Below are 15,451 nucleotides of genomic sequence, written 5' to 3'. Positions count from 1 at the left end.
ACACGCGCTAAAGAAAGAATTCTTTTTCTCTCTCTTGCCCGCCTGTCCATTTTCCGTCCATTTTTGTCCGTTTCCTGTCCATTAATGTCCATGCTCCCGGACGGGCTCTTCTCTTCTTCCTTGCGTTATTTTGTGGCGTCGAGGACGAACTGTTTGAGAGTTTCGGCATCTTTTAAGCCGACGATCCGTCCAGCTTCTTTTCCGCCTTTAAATAGAATCAGAGTTGGGATCGAGGTCACCTTGAAGTTAGAGGCGATGCGCTGAGCTGCATCTACATCTATCTTTGCAACGCGAGCTTTACCCTTTACGTCGCGGGCTACCTTTTCGAGAACGGGGGCGAGCATGCGGCAAGGGCCGCACCAGTCAGCATAAAAATCGACCAGCGTCACCCCATCTTGGATCTCTTTTTCGAATGATTCTTCAGTGAATTTGTGTATATCTTCAGCCATATTTTCTCCCCTTTTTCTTCGAATGATAGAAGAGCGTCTGTTTTTCGTAAATGATGCTTTCCACTGGAGACAAATAGGGCTCAAATGGTATTTTTGGTGGCTCGCGGCCATGGCGGAATTGGTAGACGCGCTAGATTCAGGTTCTAGTTGGGGCAACCCGGTGGATGTTCGAGTCATCTTGGCCGCAATCCTCTTGTAACTTTTTTCCTTAACCTCTACTTTTTAAAAAAAAGGGGGAGTGCGAGGATGGAGTTAAGTTCAGCTGCTCTAGTGGCAAACGGGCAGATCTCCAAGCACGATCCTCTTATCTCTAAAATAAAAACCTACCCCTATCTGATCGCAGTCGACGGCGGGCTTAACAGCTGCTACATGCTGGGTCTCGTCCCTAATTTCATCATCGGCGATCTCGATTCAGTCCAAATAGAGCTCATCTCCAAGTTTGAAACAGTTCCTAGAAAGACCTTTCCTAAAGATAAAGATAAGACAGATCTGGAGCTCGCCATCGAACACGCCTTCTCTCTAGGAGCTCAAAAGATCACTGTCTTCGGAGCCCTTGGGGGACGAACAGATCACACGATATTTAATGTGCACCTCCTTTCGCGCTATCCCAATAAGCTTTTTTTTGAAAGCGCTGAGGAGAAGCTCTTCACTATAGGAAAGAGCACTACACTCAACTGCCATGTCGGACAGACGATCTCTCTGCTCCCTTTGAATGGGCCGGTAACCGGCATCACAACCCATGGACTGAAATGGGAGCTCTCTGATGCGACTTTAGATAAGCATTTTATGGGGATTTCTAACGTTGCTCTTCAGGAAAAAGTCTCTATTGATGCGGCAGAGGGCGATCTGCTCTGCGTCGTTAACCTCTCCAACCTTCCCTCTTTAAACAAATAAAAATTTCAATTACTATACCTCCTCTTTGAACAATGAGGAGTGTTATGAAAAAATTTCTTTTTCACTTTTTTTGCTTTCTCCCCCTAGTTTCTCACGCAAATCTGATTCCGCTTCCCGACTCTTCGGAGCGTCTTGCTCACCTCCATCTGCAAGTTCAGAGAGAGCTGGACCTCTTTAATTTCCCCCCAGGCCAGTGGATCGAACCCAGAAAAACATCTGATGAAGCGCACGTCTACGATGTAGTGATTATCGGCGGTGGGCAGACAGGCATGACCATTGCTGTCGCCTTAAAAAAGGAGAAGGTCGACAATATCCTTATTTTTGATGAGAACAAAGAGGGGTATGAAGGCCCATGGCTCACCTACGCACGCATGGCAAACCTACTCACACCTAAATCGATCACGGGCCCCGATTGCCATCTGACCAGCTTAACCTGTCGCTCTTGGTTTGAGGCCAAATATGGAGTCGAACAGTGGGAGAGAATCTCCTGTGTGCCAAGACAGACCTGGGCTGAATACCTTCACTGGCTTCGAACCAGCTTGAATCTCCCCATTGTCAATGAGACAAAAGTGGGCGCTCTTCAATGGAAAGAAGAGGAGAATTGCTTCCTAGTTCCTATCGAATCCCCAGAGGGAAGCTCGCAAGTATACGCACGGAAGATCGTCCTTGCTACAGGATATCAAGGGTCTGGACGCTGGTCCATTCCAGACTTTGTTGTAGAGCGTCTTCCAAAATCTCTCTATAACTCTGTCTACGAAACTATCGACTTCAATAACGTCCGCGGCAAGAAAATTGGAATCTGCGGAGCCGGGCTCTCAGCCTTTGACACTGCACTCATCTGTAGCGAACACGGAGCAAAAGAGATCCATCTCTTCCTAAGACGCGAAAAGTTTGCAAATCAGTATGTAAAGTGGCCAGAGTACACCGGATTTTTAAAACACTTCCCAGATCTCTCAGATAGCGACAAGTGGAGATTCATCTCTAAAATGTTCGATCTTGGAGAGCCACCTACTCAAGACTCAATTAATAGATTGAAAACTCTAGATAACGTCTTTTTACACTTCGACTCTCTCCTCGTAGATGCTGAGGAAAGAGAGGGCGAAGCGCGCGTCTTTACTGCGCGCGACTCCTACGATTTAGACCATCTTTTCATCTCAGTGGGGTGTGAGATCGACCTTGGCCTTCGCGAAGAGTTAAGCACATTCTCAGAAGAGATCGCTCTCTGGGGCGACCGCTTCTCACCTCCTCCAGAAGATGAGAATACCGGCATGCTCTATCTTCCCTACCTTGGTAAACACTTCGAGTTTGTCGAAAAAAATCCAGGTAGCGCTCCCTATCTTCAGTCGATCTTCAACTGCACGGGAGCTGCTCTCCTCAGCGAGGGCGTCTGCCCAGGAGTGAGCCTAAAGGGTTCGAAGTATAGCGTTCAGAAGCTGGTCTATGGAGTGACAAGCCAGCTCTTCCTAGAAGAGAAAGAGCGCTACTTCAACGCCCCTAATGAAACTGTCCCTTATCTCGACAACTGATGGAACAGCTATGACAGCCAAACTCACCCCTACCCAACAAGTAGCGCAGGCTTATCAGAACGGAGCTCCGGCAGAGGCTGACGATCTCGTTAGGAGCCTAACTGGACTCCCTCCTCGGGACCTTGTGACGGTTCCTCTTGAAGCTGAGAAGGCGCAAACCTGCTGGCAGAAATTTGTCGAGCGCTGCTGCTCTTGCTGCAAAAAAGAGCCAACAGGACTAGACGAGGCCCTGCTCCGCAAGTCCTAAACCCACCTGCTTCATCCTCCAAGTTAAGGCGTGCGGAGAGGGCGCTCGGAGAAGAAATGGACGAGAACGGACAAAGAATGGACAGGAAATGGACGAAAATGGACACGCGCCAAAGAAAGAATTCTTTCCCTATCTCTTGCCCGCCTGTCCATTTTCGTCCGTTTTCTGTCCGTTTTCGTCCATTAATGTCCATTTTCCTGGGCGGGCCATTTCTTCTCTGAGCGCCTCGAGCGGACTAGGGGGGAGAGCCGTGGGCTCCGGCTTCGTACCAGGCGCGTAGAGCGTTGAGAGAGCGCTCGAGCTCTTTTGAGAAGGCTTCGTTCGCCTCTCGCTTAGGGAGATGAGCGAACGACTCATAACGGATAGGTGATCCGAAAACACTGGCGGTTTTACCGCTGAGCTTCGGATATTTGCGGTAGCGACTCCAGATATCGAAAGTTCCGTGGATGTAGAGAGGCTGAACAAAGGCGCCTGTTCTTGAGATCAGCAGCGCCATTCCCGGCTTGATCTCTTCCAACTTATCGCTCTGTTCTCTTGTTCCTTCTGGAAAGAGAAGAACTTTTTTCCCCTCATTTAGCAGAGAGCAGATCGTTTTGAAAACGGCGACATCGCCTGCATCTCCTCTTACGGGATGCGAATTGAGAGCGCGGATGAGAGTGCCGAAAAGAGGAAATTTGAAGAGCGATTCACGAGCCAGAAAGTGGACCTCTTCGGGCGATGAGATCGCCCCGATAGGAGGATCGAAAAAGGAGGCGTGATTAGCCGCAATGATAGCGCCTCCATGAGTGAAGTGCTCAAGCCCAAAAACCTGATGCTTGTAGGTGAGCTTGAAGAAGAGCTTTGCAAGCGAAAGAATCGAGCGGTAGAGGAGGTTACCCTTACTAAAGCTATCTTCTCTTTCCATCTCCAGCTCCTTTTTTGGAAACATAGGTGAGAATTTGAGAGACAACCTCATCGATCGACAGATCGGAGGTGTCGATTACGTGCGCATCTTTAGGACATAAGAGGGGGGCGTGCTCCCGTGTCGAGTCTACCTCATCTCGTCGCATAATATCGCTGAGCATCTTCTGAGAATCGAGGGTCTTGGCTAGATCTGGATTTTTCGCGACGAGCTCTTTTAATCTTCGCTCTGCGCGCACTTCCGGTTTTGCGGTGAGAAAGATTTTGATTTCAGCTTGGGGAAAGATCACACTTCCCATATCCCTTCCTTCAAAAACAGAGTTGCCATGCTTTGCAAAGGCGCGCTGTATCTTTCCTAGAGCACTGCGCACACAGAGCAGCGCGGAGATCTCTGAAACACGCGAAGTGATCTCTGGAGTCCGTATCTCCTCGGTAACATCTGTATCCCCTACAAAGTAGCGCTTGGATCCCTTCTCTTCGACGATGCGAAAAGAGAGCTCTTCGAGAAGCTTTTCAAGCGCGCTTGTCTCCTTTAAATCTATCCCTTCCTGCAGAATCTTCCAGGTGACTGCGCGGTACATCGCTCCTGTATCGAAATAGGAAAAATGTAGGCTATCAGCAACCCTTCTGGCCACCGTGCTCTTGCCAGTCCCGGCAGGTCCATCGATCGTAACGATTACCATCAGTGCATCCTAAGAAACAGGTAAACGATAGGCACAGTAAAGAGAAGAGAGTCGAGCAGGTCTAGAACTCCTCCAATACCTGGCAGCTTATTACTATCCTTTACTACAGCATCGCGTTTAAGCAGAGATTCAGCGAGATCTCCCACCTGCCCGATCACCCCAATCAGCATTCCCATCCAGATCGAATCTGTAAAGGAGAGGTCAAAGGTTCCTGCGGAGTAGTTTTTCCCAAGAAAATAGAAAAGAACACTGGCACCCACAGCAAAAAAGAAGCCCGCAATAGCTCCTTCTACAGTCTTTTTTGGGCTTAGAATAGGAGCGAGCTTATGTCTTCCCCAGAGCCTTCCAACGAAGTAGGCACCTACATCTGTGATCTTCGTTACGACCACCAGATAACCGAGCCACCATCTTCCATCTTGCGCAATGGGATGAGAGGTAAGAGGATAGAGCACGCCTAACATAAAACAGAGGGGAAGGGCGACGTAGCAGACCCCGAAAAATTCGACGGCAATATGATTGAGTGCGTTATGCGTCTCTTTAAAGTGAAAAACAAAAAAAGTGACAACTCCAATCATCAGAATCGCAAGGGGAAGCAGCGGAGTGTAGTCCTGCTTCTGGACGAAAAAGAAGGCAAAAACTTCGCAAAAGGCGACTCCCATCATCAGGTTAACGGCCGGCTTCAGCTCTTTTGCAAGCGCCAGCTGAACATACTCCCAGATTCCGATCACCGCAGCTGCAGCGACAGTTAGAACCAGAAGTGCGCTCACCCAGTTAATTGAAGAGTAGACGATCAGCAATCCCACAAAGGCGATGACGAACATAGAAACGGCGAGTCTCTTATTGAGATCTGCCAAGCGTTTCATTTTGAAAATCATGGAACTTAGCCTCCTAACCTTCTGTCGCGCTTCTGGTAGTCGACGATCGCTTCCACGAGGTCCTCCTCAGAGAAGTCGGGCCAGAGCGTTTTTGTAATATAGATTTCTGCATAAGATATTTGCCAGAGCAAGAAGTTGCTTAGCCTCGTTTCTCCACTTGTGCGGATGAGTAGTTCGGGATCTCTCCACTTGGCCGTATCGAGATAGGTAGAGAGCGTCTTTTCAGAAAATGCCGCCTTGGAGATCTTCCCCGCCGCAAACTCCTCCGCCATGGCTAGCGCTGCGCGGCTGATCTCATCTCGGCTGCCATAGTTGAGAGCGAGGACTAGGTCGATTTTTTGAGAGCCCGCTGTTGCCAATTTAACGTCTTCTAAAGCTTCTTTTACCTCATCGGGGAAGCGAGAGAGGTCGCCAATCGTATCGAGGCGCACCCCCTCTTCAATCATCTTGCTCTTCTCTTTTCTAAGAAAAGTGCAAATCAGGTTCATAAGTCCAGAGATCTCTTCAGGGCTTCGATTCCAATTTTCTGTAGAAAAACTGTACAAGGTTAATACCTTCACACCGAGATCTGATGCGGCTCTGACAATCGTAGAGACCGTTTCAGATCCTCTCCAGTGTCCCATCACTGCAGGAAGAAGGCGTTTTTTAGCCCACCTGCGATTCCCATCCATCATGATTGCAATATGGCTTGGAATGCGTGTAGGGTCGAGCCGCTCCTCAAACCTTGAGGGCAGCACTCCGCTTTGAAGGGAAGTAGGAGGAGGTGCAGTTAGAGTCATAGGCTTGTTGCAAAGGCTTCTAGAAGATCGCCCTGCTTGAGAGTTTTATGACGCTCGGGTCCTGTCGAGATAAAGCTGATCGGAGCTTCAGAAAGCTCCTCTACCCTATCCAAGTAGGCCCTGGCGAGCTTGGGAAGTTCATCTACATTTTGAGCATCCGCTGTCGAGGCGAGCCACCCTTTGTGAGTCTCGTATACCGGCTCCACGCGGCCCAGAATCTCAGAAGAAGCTGGGAAGCTCTTTAATATCTCTCCATTAAAGCGGTAACCCACACAAATTTTTATCTCTGCAAGCCTGTCCAAGATGTCGAGTTTAGTGACAGCCATTGAATCAACTCCATTCAGCTGAACCGAACGTCTAACAAGCGGTGCATCGAACCAGCCTAGCCGCCTCTTTCTGCCCGTAGTGGTGCCGACCTCTCTTGCCTGTACGTGATCCAGAAAGAGGCTCTCCTCTTGAGCTGTTAAAGCTGTGGGAAGCGGGCCGTTGCCCACTCGAGTCGTGTAGGCTTTTACCACGCCAAGGGTGTGATCGATGCGCGTGGGGCCGATGCCAGCGCCAGCGCAGATTCCCGCTGAGATAGTGCTTGAAGTTGTCACAAAGGGGTAGGTGCCGAAGGTAATATCCAGAAAAGTTCCATGCGCGCCTTCAAAAAGCGTAGGCTCATCTCTCTGAAGAGCTTGTGCAAGCTCCTGCTCCACGTCGGCAGCAAAAACAGAGAGGCTCTTTCCGTAGGAGACGTACTCTTCATACAATTTTTGAAAATCGAGGGCAGGGGCTCCATAAAGCTGTTGAAGCTCCTCATTTTTTGTCTGGAGAATCTGTTTGAGCGACGACTTTAAGAGTTCTGGATCGATGAGCTCACAGAGCCTGATGCCGATACGAGCAGTCTTATCGGTGTAACAGGGGCCGACGCCTCTTCCTGTTGTTCCAATTGCCGCAGCTCCCTTCTTCTTCTCTTGGAGCTTATCGAGCTCTCGATGGTAGGAGAGGATCACGTGGGCGTAAGGGGAGATAAATAGACGCCCCTTTACTTTCAAACCCTTCGCCTCCAGCCCTTCCACCTCTTTCAGAAAGCTCTCTGGATCGATCGCTACACCGCCGCCAATAAAACACTTTGTGTGCGGATAGAGGATGCCTGAAGGAATGAGGTGAAAGCGGTACTCCTCTCCTCTGACGGAGATCGTATGACCGGCATTATTCCCCCCTTGCGAGCGAACGACATATTTCGCCTGTTCGGAGAGGATGTCGATCATCTTCCCCTTTCCCTCATCGCCCCACTGGGTTCCCACAACAATTACTGACGGCATGCGCATCTACCTTAAAAATTTAAAAACAAAGAGGGCTGAGCATAGCCCAAAAACCATGAAAGAGGAAAGAGAAAGATCGGGCACAGGCACGCACACGGGCTCGTTCACGAAAATCCGGAATGTTACTCAAAAAGTTTGTTGACCTTCTTCTGCTCTTTCTTTCGTGAACGGCCCCTCGCCGCAATCTCGGCTCTTTAGGGCCGAGTCTAGGCGGGATTCATATTCTCTTTTGTCCTTAGCCGAAGAGAATCTCCTCTCTTTAGGGAGGAGTTCTTTAACGTGTGCGTGCCCGTGCCGGTTCCCGATCTTTCTTCTCTCTTCGAACTACTTCTTGTAGGGGGTAACCACGAGTGGCCCACCCATGATTTTTGCCGAGTCGTAGTTGAAAAGGGTGTATTGATTCATATTATTAGGATCAAAAAAGACCTCAACGCGATCTCCCGCCTCCCACCCAGCTCCCCAGTCTCCCATGTAGGGCCAGTAGACGCTATAGGTCCACTGGGTACCGTCGGTAAGCTCGATGTGAGTCCAGAAAATATCTTTGATGCGCGGACAGTCGAGGGTGTGAGCCTGCTTATGAAAATGGACCCAGGCTGAGCTCCCGGTACGAAGGTTTTTTAGATAAAAGTCGGGCTCATTGCTGAAAAAGGAGTATACAACGGAGAGTAGAACCTCATCACCCACCTCCCATTTTAGCGCCTCATTGCGATCGCGCTTGTCAACTCTCCACATCGCATTGCTGTCGAGCTGAATCCAGTTGCCCCCCTGCGTAATATCTGCAATCGACTCGATATACCTCTCATCGACAACACGGGTGCGCTTTGCATAAATGGAGGAGGAGCGATCGAGATTAATCAGTTGAAATTCCGCTGCTCCTGGGCTCGTGGTCACGGCGCGGATCTTGTCTCCCACCTTCCAGGAGTATGAGCTCCAGCTGTTGGTCCAGTTGACCTCCCAGATCGAATGGTCGTCTAGAAGCAGTTGATACCCTTTGGGATCCAGCAGCTGCAGCGTGCAGTACTCCTCTTGAGGCTCCCCAGCATGCAGGGTAGAAGACCAAGAACAAATTAAAGAGAAAATCAGGAGAAAAATATACATATCTGAACCCTTAAACCCATCTATTGCATAGACAATATAGAGAGTGCATTCTTTTCACGAAAGCTTATGCTTTTACTAGACAGAATCTCAGGCAGATAAGTATTCTTCCGAAGATTAATTTAATAAGAGGGTCTATGGAAAAGCAGAGACAATGGCAGCGTTTTCTTATTGTAGCCGTTCTTATTTTAACGGTTTACAACATCCTCCCCACCCTTTTCTATTATTCTAAACCGCTGCATAAATCAATCGATGCAAAGAGAGCAGAGCAGATCTCCCTTTCGATTGCTGAGCGTGTAAATAGCCTCGAGAAAGATTCCGTCGAATGGCTGAACTCCTACTGCGCTCTTCTCAATCTCAAGCCTCAAACAATCATTCTGGATGAGAAGCAGCCTCAACTCGTTAGCATCACCTTCAAAAATGCCCAAGACGCTCAGAAGTTCCGTCGCTTCTTCCCAAGAGCCGGCTCTCTCATCTCCTTCGTTCCCGCACAGCTCTCTCTCTCTCCCACTTTAGAGGGAGAAGAGGGGCGCAAAACGGTCTTCATCCACAGAAAGATCCCCGTCCATTTTTCTCCGCAGCAGCTCTCTTCCTTCTTCCAATTCTCCGCAAAAGCAGATGCTCAGGGAAGACCGACCCCTCTCTACCACGCTCTTGTCAACGATCGCCTTTTAGAAGTTGCACTCTCTCTTGGCGGCACAAGCCAAAATGCGCAGTTCGTACAAGGCTCTCTAGGGAATTTAAAAGATCCACAAGTGCAAGATCTCATCCTCTTTTTAGCCCAAGACATCCTCTCTTTCACTAAATCCTTCGGTGAAGATTCGCCCATCGCTTCCCGCTATTTTGCAACCTTCACCCAGACAGAAGGGGGAAATGCCCACCAGACCATCCAGAGCTTTATTGCAGCGGTCGAACAGCTTAAAGATCAGGTGAAGCTGGATAGAATCGCCATCCAGAATGAGAAAGAGCAGAAAAAAGTTGAAGGCTCCTACCTCGATGGCGTGAAACAGCAGCGCCTCGACCAGCTCACAAGCCGAGAGAAGATCCTCTCCTCAGCCCTTGCGATTATCAAGAAGAAGAGCTCACTTTTTGCAGCGGGAAAAACCCCATGGAACTATACGACGCTTGGGGCCGCAATTGACGAGAGTGAAAAAAAGAGTACTGGGTCAAGCAAAATTCAAACGATTTCGCTTGAAGGACGCAGCCCTTTTATCGAAAAGCTCTCTATCGATTGGTCCAATGAGAAGATCATCCTCCACCCCTTTCCAGATATCCTGACTTTAAAAGCCGACCTTCAAAAGAAGGGAGATAGACGCGCAGATGGAATAGAGCAGTTTATCTACAACGAGATCGCCCTCGCTTCTCGAGAAGCCTCTGAGAAGATCACACCTCTCCAAGACCAGTTTGAGATCTCCTTAAATCAGCTCACAGGAAGCAGCAGCTTCGTAGCTCTAAGACTTGGAAGCATTGCCCAGGCAGAGGCCGTGCAACTAAAGCAGCTGATCCAAAAGAGCTGGGCTCCCAAACACCCCGATCTAAAAAGAGAGGAGTTTCCAATCTGGGATTACGACACCTACCTCTCTCTTCCCGCCGAGCAGAAGAAGCTTGGCCTCCTGATCTACTCTCCTGCTCAATATAACAAGATGCCGGCAAAGGGCTTCCGCATGAATTCGATCTACATCCTGGCAAGAGGAGTGGATAAGATCATGCAGAAGGCAGAAGCTGCTCCAGAATCTGAAGAAGCTAGGCAGTTCATGGAGGACTTCCACCAGCTGCGAGAAATTCTGCAGAGCAGCGGCTTTTTCGGTTATGCCGGATCGGCTCGCCTTGTAGGATCTGAATATGCTCAGGATTTCATCTTTGAAAAAGAGAACTACTACCAGACCCTTCTCAAGGCTACTAGAGAAGATTTTACTGTCCATGGAACAAAGCGCTTCGCCTCTCTTGAATTCACAGATGTCGAGCAGCGCATCTTAACTGAAAACAAGATCGGAACTCGCATCCATGAAGATCTACAAAAGTGGAGCGACGACTACAACGCAGCAAGACTCGGCATTAAAGGCATCTCTCCTTACGACGTTCCCAAGCCGACGAAGAGCATTCTCTGGAGCAACCTAGATCTCAGCTTCTCAAAGTACTTCCGCGGCGATGATCGCAAAATTCTCCATTGGGGGTTGGATCTTTCTGGCGGGAAAACCGTTCAAATCGAACTCCGAGATGCCGGTGGACGCATCGTTACAAACGAAGTCGATATCAAGCAGGGCATTAACGAGCTTTATAAGCGCGTGAATAAGATGGGCGTCTCTGAGGTGAGCATTCGCCAGGAAGGCAATACGATCACCCTCGACTTCCCCGGCTCTCAAGGACTATCCGCACAAGAGCTCGTTAAGGCCTCTTCAATGTACTTCCACATCGTGAACGAGAAGTTTTCCTCTAGCAACTCTCAACTTTCGGAAGAAGTTGGACGCTTCTTGCAAGAGGTGTGGAATGAAGCTGTCGTTACAAATAGAAAAGATGCTGAGGAGATCAACCAGATCGCTTGGCAGCATCTTCATGGCGACTCTGTGGATCCCGATGTTGTACAGCCGCGCAGCGAGGCAGCAAAAATCCTGTATGAGAATGGCCTGCGCCTCACCTCTCCGCAGGACCCCTCTGCAAGCAGCATGTATAACGACACCTATTCGAAGATCGCTGTGATGCGCGGAGAGGACTTTACAGAATGGCACGGACAGACCAATCCTCTGATGATCACCTTCCGCAACTACGCGCTTGAAGGCTCAAACCTTGAAAACGTCCACTCCTCTTACGACCCTTCAAAAGGAAACTTCTTAAGCTTTGGAGTTAAAGGATCTCAAGTTACAAAAGAGGTGCATAAGTTTAGTCCGCGCGACGCTCTATTCGCATGGACCTCGCGCTTCTCCAAAGAGAAGGTCATAGGAACACCTCTCGACGTCTACTCGCGTGGCCGAGGCTGGAGAATGGCTGTCATTCTAAATGGCACGATCATTAGCGCTCCGACTCTCGACTCTGCTCTGCGCGACAGCGCGATGATTACGGGAAGCTTTACGCAAAGAGAGGTAAGCCAGTTGGAAGCGGACTTAAAAGCCGGCTCCCTCAGCTTTACACCTCGCATTCTCTCCGAGAAGAACGTAAGCCCCGAAATCGGCGCTCAAGAGCGCACGCTCGGCATCTGGGCGATGTTTATCTCCCTGCTCTTTGTGATCGGCGCGATGGTTGGATACTACCGCTTCGGAGGCGTTGTTGCCTCTGTTGCTGTGATCTTCAACTTGCTGATCATGTGGGCAACTCTGCAGAACCTCTCAGCCACTCTTACCCTGGCAACAATTGCAGGGCTTGTGCTGACGCTTGCAATGGCTGTCGATGCCAACGTGCTTGTTTTCGAAAGAATCCGCGAAGAGTTCGCCGTAACCGGACGCATTGCGCATGCGGTGCATGCCGGATATAAGAGAGCCTTTTCCGCGATTCTCGACTCAAACGTGACGACTATTATCGCTGCTCTAATCCTGATGCATTTTGATTCCGGACCAATTAAAGGGTTCGCAATCACACTGATCATTGGTATCGTCTCTTCGATGTTCACAGCACTCTTTATGACGCGCTTCTTCTTCAATGGATGGGTTCAAAATTCAAAGAATAAGGCGCTTAACATGGCCAGCTGGATTAAATCGTCCAATTTCAACTTCTTGAAATTCACAAAGCCGACTTTAATTGTGTCGACTCTCATCATTGCGGTTGGCGCCCTCGTCTTTACGACTCAACGCCATACAATTTTGGGAATGGACTTCACGGGCGGATATGCAATTGAAGTCGAACTTCCAAAACAGACTTCAAGCGACTACAGAAAACTCGTGGAGACAGCGCTAATAAAAGCTGGCGCGCCTCAACAAGACTTCCAAGTTCGAGAGCTGACGCCATCTAATAATGTGCGCATCTTCCTTAGCCAGAGCATGGATCATGCAGGACACGCATTCTTCGGACTCGAATCTCAAGACGCAAACCGCGAGCTAACCTACCCGTATGAAGCGAATCCAAAAATCATCTGGGTTGTAGATGCGCTTCAAAAAGCAGGACTCACTCTTTCTGAGAAGAGCTTGCAAGGCTTAGACAAGAGCTGGTCCGCAGTTAGCGGACAGATGTCGGAAGCGATGCAGACATCTGCTCTCATGGGACTCGGGCTTGCTCTCATCTGCATTCTCGTTTACGTGACAGTGCGTTTTGAATTCAAATATGCGATCTCAGCAACCATCTGCCTTGCACACGACGTGCTCATCACGATTGGCATGCTCGCCATTCTACATGCGCTCGGAGTCGCTGTGCAGATAGATCTGAATACGATCGCCGCTTTGATGACAATTATCGGCTACTCGCTAAACGATACGATCATCATCTTCGATAGGATCCGCGAGGATCTGAAGCAGATGCGCAAGTTCTCATTTAAAGAAATTATTAATCACGCTTTAAACGCGACCCTCAGCAGAACCACTTTGACTTCGGGAATTACCCTAGTTGCACTGATTCCGCTCGTCGCTTTAGGCGGAAGCACCATCTTTGGCTTTGCACTGGTAATGAGCATGGGCGTTATCTTTGGAACCCTCTCCTCCCTGTTTATTGCAGCCCCCTTATTGCAATATTTTCATCAGCGGGATGAGAAGAAAACGGTCGAAGTCATGAGAGGAGATATTTAAAGGTTTTAATTCGGAGGGTCGATATACTGAGCAGAAACAGAAATATTTTTTTGAGACCCTCATTCAATGGAAACCTCTGATGCGGAGAAGGTCACATCCCCCGCGGAAGAAGACAAGAGAGCTGGTGATGCTGAACTTCGCAAACGATCAATTAGCCCCCTCTGGGTCTACCCAGATACAGACGCCGAGTGGGTTAAGACGATCATTCGCGAATTCAATATCCATCCTGTAACTGCACAGGTCCTGGCCTCTCGAGGATTCTCCGATCTCGAAGAGATACACGAGTATCTCTATGCAAAATTGCCAGACCTTTTTGATCCAGACCTCTTTCCAGATATGGAGAAGGCTGTAGCCCGCGTTTTCGACGCCCTAAAAAAGGGTGAACATATCCTCGTTTATGGCGACAACGACGTAGATGGGATGACCGCCGCAACTCTTCTTACCGAGTTTCTCCAGCTCATCGGAGCAAAAGTCTTCTATTATATTTCGAACCGCATCTCCTTAAAAAAGAGCTTAATGCTCGATGCGATCGACTATGCGATCACAAATAACTGCAAACTCCTTATAACTGCAGACTGCGGGATCACATCCGTTAGCGAGATTGAAGAGGCGGTGAAAAGAGGCGTCGATGTAATCATCACCGATCACCATGAGCCAACAGCACGCCTACCTCACTGCGTAGCAACTCTTAATCCCAAAGTTGAAGGAAGCACCTATCCAAACCGAGAGCTCACTGGAGTCGGGGTTGCCTTTAAACTCGCACATGCGCTCACAAATCAGCTGATTAACAATGGAGAGATCACCGCAACTCAGATCGATCTCAAACGCTATCTAGACCTCGTTGCCCTTGGAACGATCGCAGACATGGGATCGCTTATTGGTGAAAACCGCATCCTTGTACGCTATGGCCTAAGACAGACCAGAAAAACCAAGCGCATCGGCCTCTCAAAATTGTTCACGATCTGCGAGCTAAAAACCAGCGAGATCACCCCCATCGACATCGCCTCAAAAGTCGCTCCCCGATTGAATAGCCTAGGCCGTATCGCAGATCCCAAAAAAGGAGTTGAACTGCTCCTTATCCGAGATAGCGCTCTTGCTGAATCTTTAGCTAAAGAACTGGATCTCAACAACTTAGAAAGGCAGAAGATCGAAAGACGCGATGCTGAAGACATAGATCAGTATCTGCTCAAGCATCCAGAGGTTTTTGAAGAGAAGGCTATCGTGCTCTCCTCTGAGAAGTGGCACCCTGGAATCATCCCCATCATCACTGCACGCATTGCAAAGACCTACAACCGACCGACTATCGTTATCGCGATCGAAGATGGTATCGGCAAGGGCTCGATGCGAACAATTCCCGAATTCCCCCTTCTCCCTCTACTCCGTGAAAATGCCGATCTTCTCATCAACTTCGGCGGGCACGACTTCGCAGCGGGCCTGACGATCAAAGAAGAGAAGATTCCCGACTTTAAAAAGCGATTCGTTAAAGCTGCAAACGTGAAACTCAAAGATCAAGATGTTGCTCCAAAGCTCAGCTTAGACGCTAAGATCAACTTTGGCGACCTCACCTTCGACTTCCTCGAATCTCTCAATCTACTTGAACCCTTTGGCAATGAGAACCCAGCCCCGATCCTCTATTGTGATGCGAAGCAGATCTGGATGCCCAAGGTGGTGGGCAAAACTCACCTGAAGCTCTATCTCGAACAGAACGATCGATTCTTAGAAGGAATCGCATTTGGCATGGCCGAGAAGCGCACGATGCTAGCCAAGAAGAATCTAACTCTACGCATCGCCTTCACCCCTCACGTCAATACCTTCCTCAACAAGTCGAGCATTCAACTCCAAATCCGCGACTTCCAGATCCTTTAGAAGAGGAGGAGAGGGAGATCGGGCACGCACACGGGCTCGGGCTCGTTCACGAAAGAAAGAGAGTTTAACCGCGCCCAGTCTCCTTCCCCGCTCCCCCCTCTTTCGTGAACGTGCCCGTGTG

General features: G+C 49.3%; 12 protein-coding genes and 1 tRNA gene. 6 read left to right on the top strand and 7 right to left on the bottom strand.

The features are described 5' to 3' along the window. Positions 1–125: 125 nt before the first annotated feature. Positions 126–449, bottom strand: coding sequence for a thioredoxin (trxA, locus tag HYX48_08020; GenBank protein MBI2743845.1), 324 nt, complete (start codon positions 447–449; stop codon positions 126–128). 103 nt (positions 450–552) lie between these two features. Here trxA and HYX48_08015 point away from each other — a divergent pair. The 4 genes from HYX48_08015 (at position 553) to HYX48_08000 (ending at position 3,116) form a co-directional block, all read left to right on the top strand. Next, positions 553–636, top strand: a tRNA-Leu gene (locus HYX48_08015). A 59-nt stretch (positions 637–695) separates the two neighbouring features. Then, positions 696–1,343 (top strand): thiamine diphosphokinase, encoded by a 648-nt coding sequence (locus HYX48_08010; GenBank protein ID MBI2743844.1) that lies wholly within the window; start codon positions 696–698, stop codon positions 1,341–1,343. 44 nt (positions 1,344–1,387) lie between these two features. Then, complete coding sequence (locus HYX48_08005) at positions 1,388–2,869, top strand: NAD(P)/FAD-dependent oxidoreductase (protein MBI2743843.1); 1,482 nt, start codon at positions 1,388–1,390, stop codon at positions 2,867–2,869. Beyond that, positions 2,841–3,116: a hypothetical protein gene (locus HYX48_08000; protein ID MBI2743842.1), complete on the top strand. Its 276-nt coding sequence runs from the start codon at positions 2,841–2,843 to the stop codon at positions 3,114–3,116. The genes HYX48_08005 and HYX48_08000 overlap by 29 nt, the downstream gene beginning before the upstream one ends. 235 nt (positions 3,117–3,351) lie before the next feature. Here HYX48_08000 and HYX48_07995 read toward each other — a convergent pair whose 3' ends face one another. From HYX48_07995 to HYX48_07970, 6 genes are all read right to left on the bottom strand, one after another. Beyond that, positions 3,352–4,020, bottom strand: coding sequence for a 1-acyl-sn-glycerol-3-phosphate acyltransferase (locus tag HYX48_07995; protein ID MBI2743841.1), 669 nt, complete (start codon positions 4,018–4,020; stop codon positions 3,352–3,354). Continuing rightward, a complete protein-coding gene (locus tag HYX48_07990; protein MBI2743840.1) occupies positions 4,004–4,699 on the bottom strand; it encodes a (d)CMP kinase in 696 nt (231 codons plus the stop codon). The genes HYX48_07995 and HYX48_07990 overlap by 17 nt, the downstream gene beginning before the upstream one ends. Continuing rightward, positions 4,699–5,562, bottom strand: coding sequence for a phosphatidate cytidylyltransferase (locus tag HYX48_07985; GenBank protein MBI2743839.1), 864 nt, complete (start codon positions 5,560–5,562; stop codon positions 4,699–4,701). The genes HYX48_07990 and HYX48_07985 overlap by 1 nt, the downstream gene beginning before the upstream one ends. Before the next feature lie 17 nt (positions 5,563–5,579). Next, on the bottom strand, positions 5,580–6,353 hold the full coding sequence (gene uppS, locus HYX48_07980) for a di-trans,poly-cis-decaprenylcistransferase (GenBank protein MBI2743838.1): 774 nt from the start codon (positions 6,351–6,353) through the stop codon (positions 5,580–5,582). Next, on the bottom strand, positions 6,350–7,663 hold the full coding sequence (locus HYX48_07975) for an adenylosuccinate synthase (protein MBI2743837.1): 1,314 nt from the start codon (positions 7,661–7,663) through the stop codon (positions 6,350–6,352). Before HYX48_07975 ends, uppS begins: the two co-directional genes overlap by 4 nt. A gap of 324 nt (positions 7,664–7,987) precedes the next feature. Further along, positions 7,988–8,761, bottom strand: a complete 774-nt coding sequence (locus tag HYX48_07970) for a hypothetical protein (protein ID MBI2743836.1) — start codon at positions 8,759–8,761, stop codon at positions 7,988–7,990. Positions 8,762–8,895: 134 nt separating this feature from the next. On the opposite strand from HYX48_07970, the gene secD reads away from it, so the two are divergent. Both secD and recJ read left to right on the top strand, forming a co-directional pair. Continuing rightward, positions 8,896–13,464 carry a protein translocase subunit SecD gene (gene secD, locus HYX48_07965; GenBank protein ID MBI2743835.1) on the top strand — a complete coding sequence of 1,523 codons (4,569 nt, stop codon included), beginning with the start codon at positions 8,896–8,898 and terminating at the stop codon, positions 13,462–13,464. 66 nt (positions 13,465–13,530) lie between these two features. Continuing rightward, entirely contained in the window at positions 13,531–15,330 is a 1,800-nt protein-coding gene (recJ, locus tag HYX48_07960; GenBank protein ID MBI2743834.1) for a single-stranded-DNA-specific exonuclease RecJ, read from the top strand. Positions 15,331–15,451 lie beyond the last annotated feature (121 nt).

The organism is Chlamydiales bacterium (genome assembly GCA_016185065.1).
In the GTDB taxonomy this organism is placed as follows: domain Bacteria; phylum Chlamydiota; class Chlamydiia; order Chlamydiales; family Rhabdochlamydiaceae.
This window is presented reverse-complemented; position numbering and strand designations above follow the sequence as displayed.

What these genes read in the sequence shown, in the direction of transcription:
- trxA (MBI2743845.1), bottom strand. Translation starts at nt 449, where the DNA reads ATGGCTGAAGATATACACAAATTCACTGAAGAATCATTCGAAAAAGAG.
- HYX48_08010 (MBI2743844.1), top strand. Translation starts at nt 696, where the DNA reads ATGGAGTTAAGTTCAGCTGCTCTAGTGGCAAACGGGCAGATCTCCAAG.
- HYX48_08005 (MBI2743843.1), top strand. Translation starts at nt 1,388, where the DNA reads ATGAAAAAATTTCTTTTTCACTTTTTTTGCTTTCTCCCCCTAGTTTCT.
- HYX48_08000 (MBI2743842.1), top strand. Translation starts at nt 2,841, where the DNA reads ATGAAACTGTCCCTTATCTCGACAACTGATGGAACAGCTATGACAGCC.
- HYX48_07995 (MBI2743841.1), bottom strand. Translation starts at nt 4,020, where the DNA reads ATGGAAAGAGAAGATAGCTTTAGTAAGGGTAACCTCCTCTACCGCTCG.
- HYX48_07990 (MBI2743840.1), bottom strand. Translation starts at nt 4,699, where the DNA reads ATGGTAATCGTTACGATCGATGGACCTGCCGGGACTGGCAAGAGCACG.
- HYX48_07985 (MBI2743839.1), bottom strand. Translation starts at nt 5,562, where the DNA reads ATGAAACGCTTGGCAGATCTCAATAAGAGACTCGCCGTTTCTATGTTC.
- uppS (MBI2743838.1), bottom strand. Translation starts at nt 6,353, where the DNA reads ATGACTCTAACTGCACCTCCTCCTACTTCCCTTCAAAGCGGAGTGCTG.
- HYX48_07975 (MBI2743837.1), bottom strand. Translation starts at nt 7,663, where the DNA reads ATGCCGTCAGTAATTGTTGTGGGAACCCAGTGGGGCGATGAGGGAAAG.
- HYX48_07970 (MBI2743836.1), bottom strand. Translation starts at nt 8,761, where the DNA reads ATGTATATTTTTCTCCTGATTTTCTCTTTAATTTGTTCTTGGTCTTCT.
- secD (MBI2743835.1), top strand. Translation starts at nt 8,896, where the DNA reads ATGGAAAAGCAGAGACAATGGCAGCGTTTTCTTATTGTAGCCGTTCTT.
- recJ (MBI2743834.1), top strand. Translation starts at nt 13,531, where the DNA reads ATGGAAACCTCTGATGCGGAGAAGGTCACATCCCCCGCGGAAGAAGAC.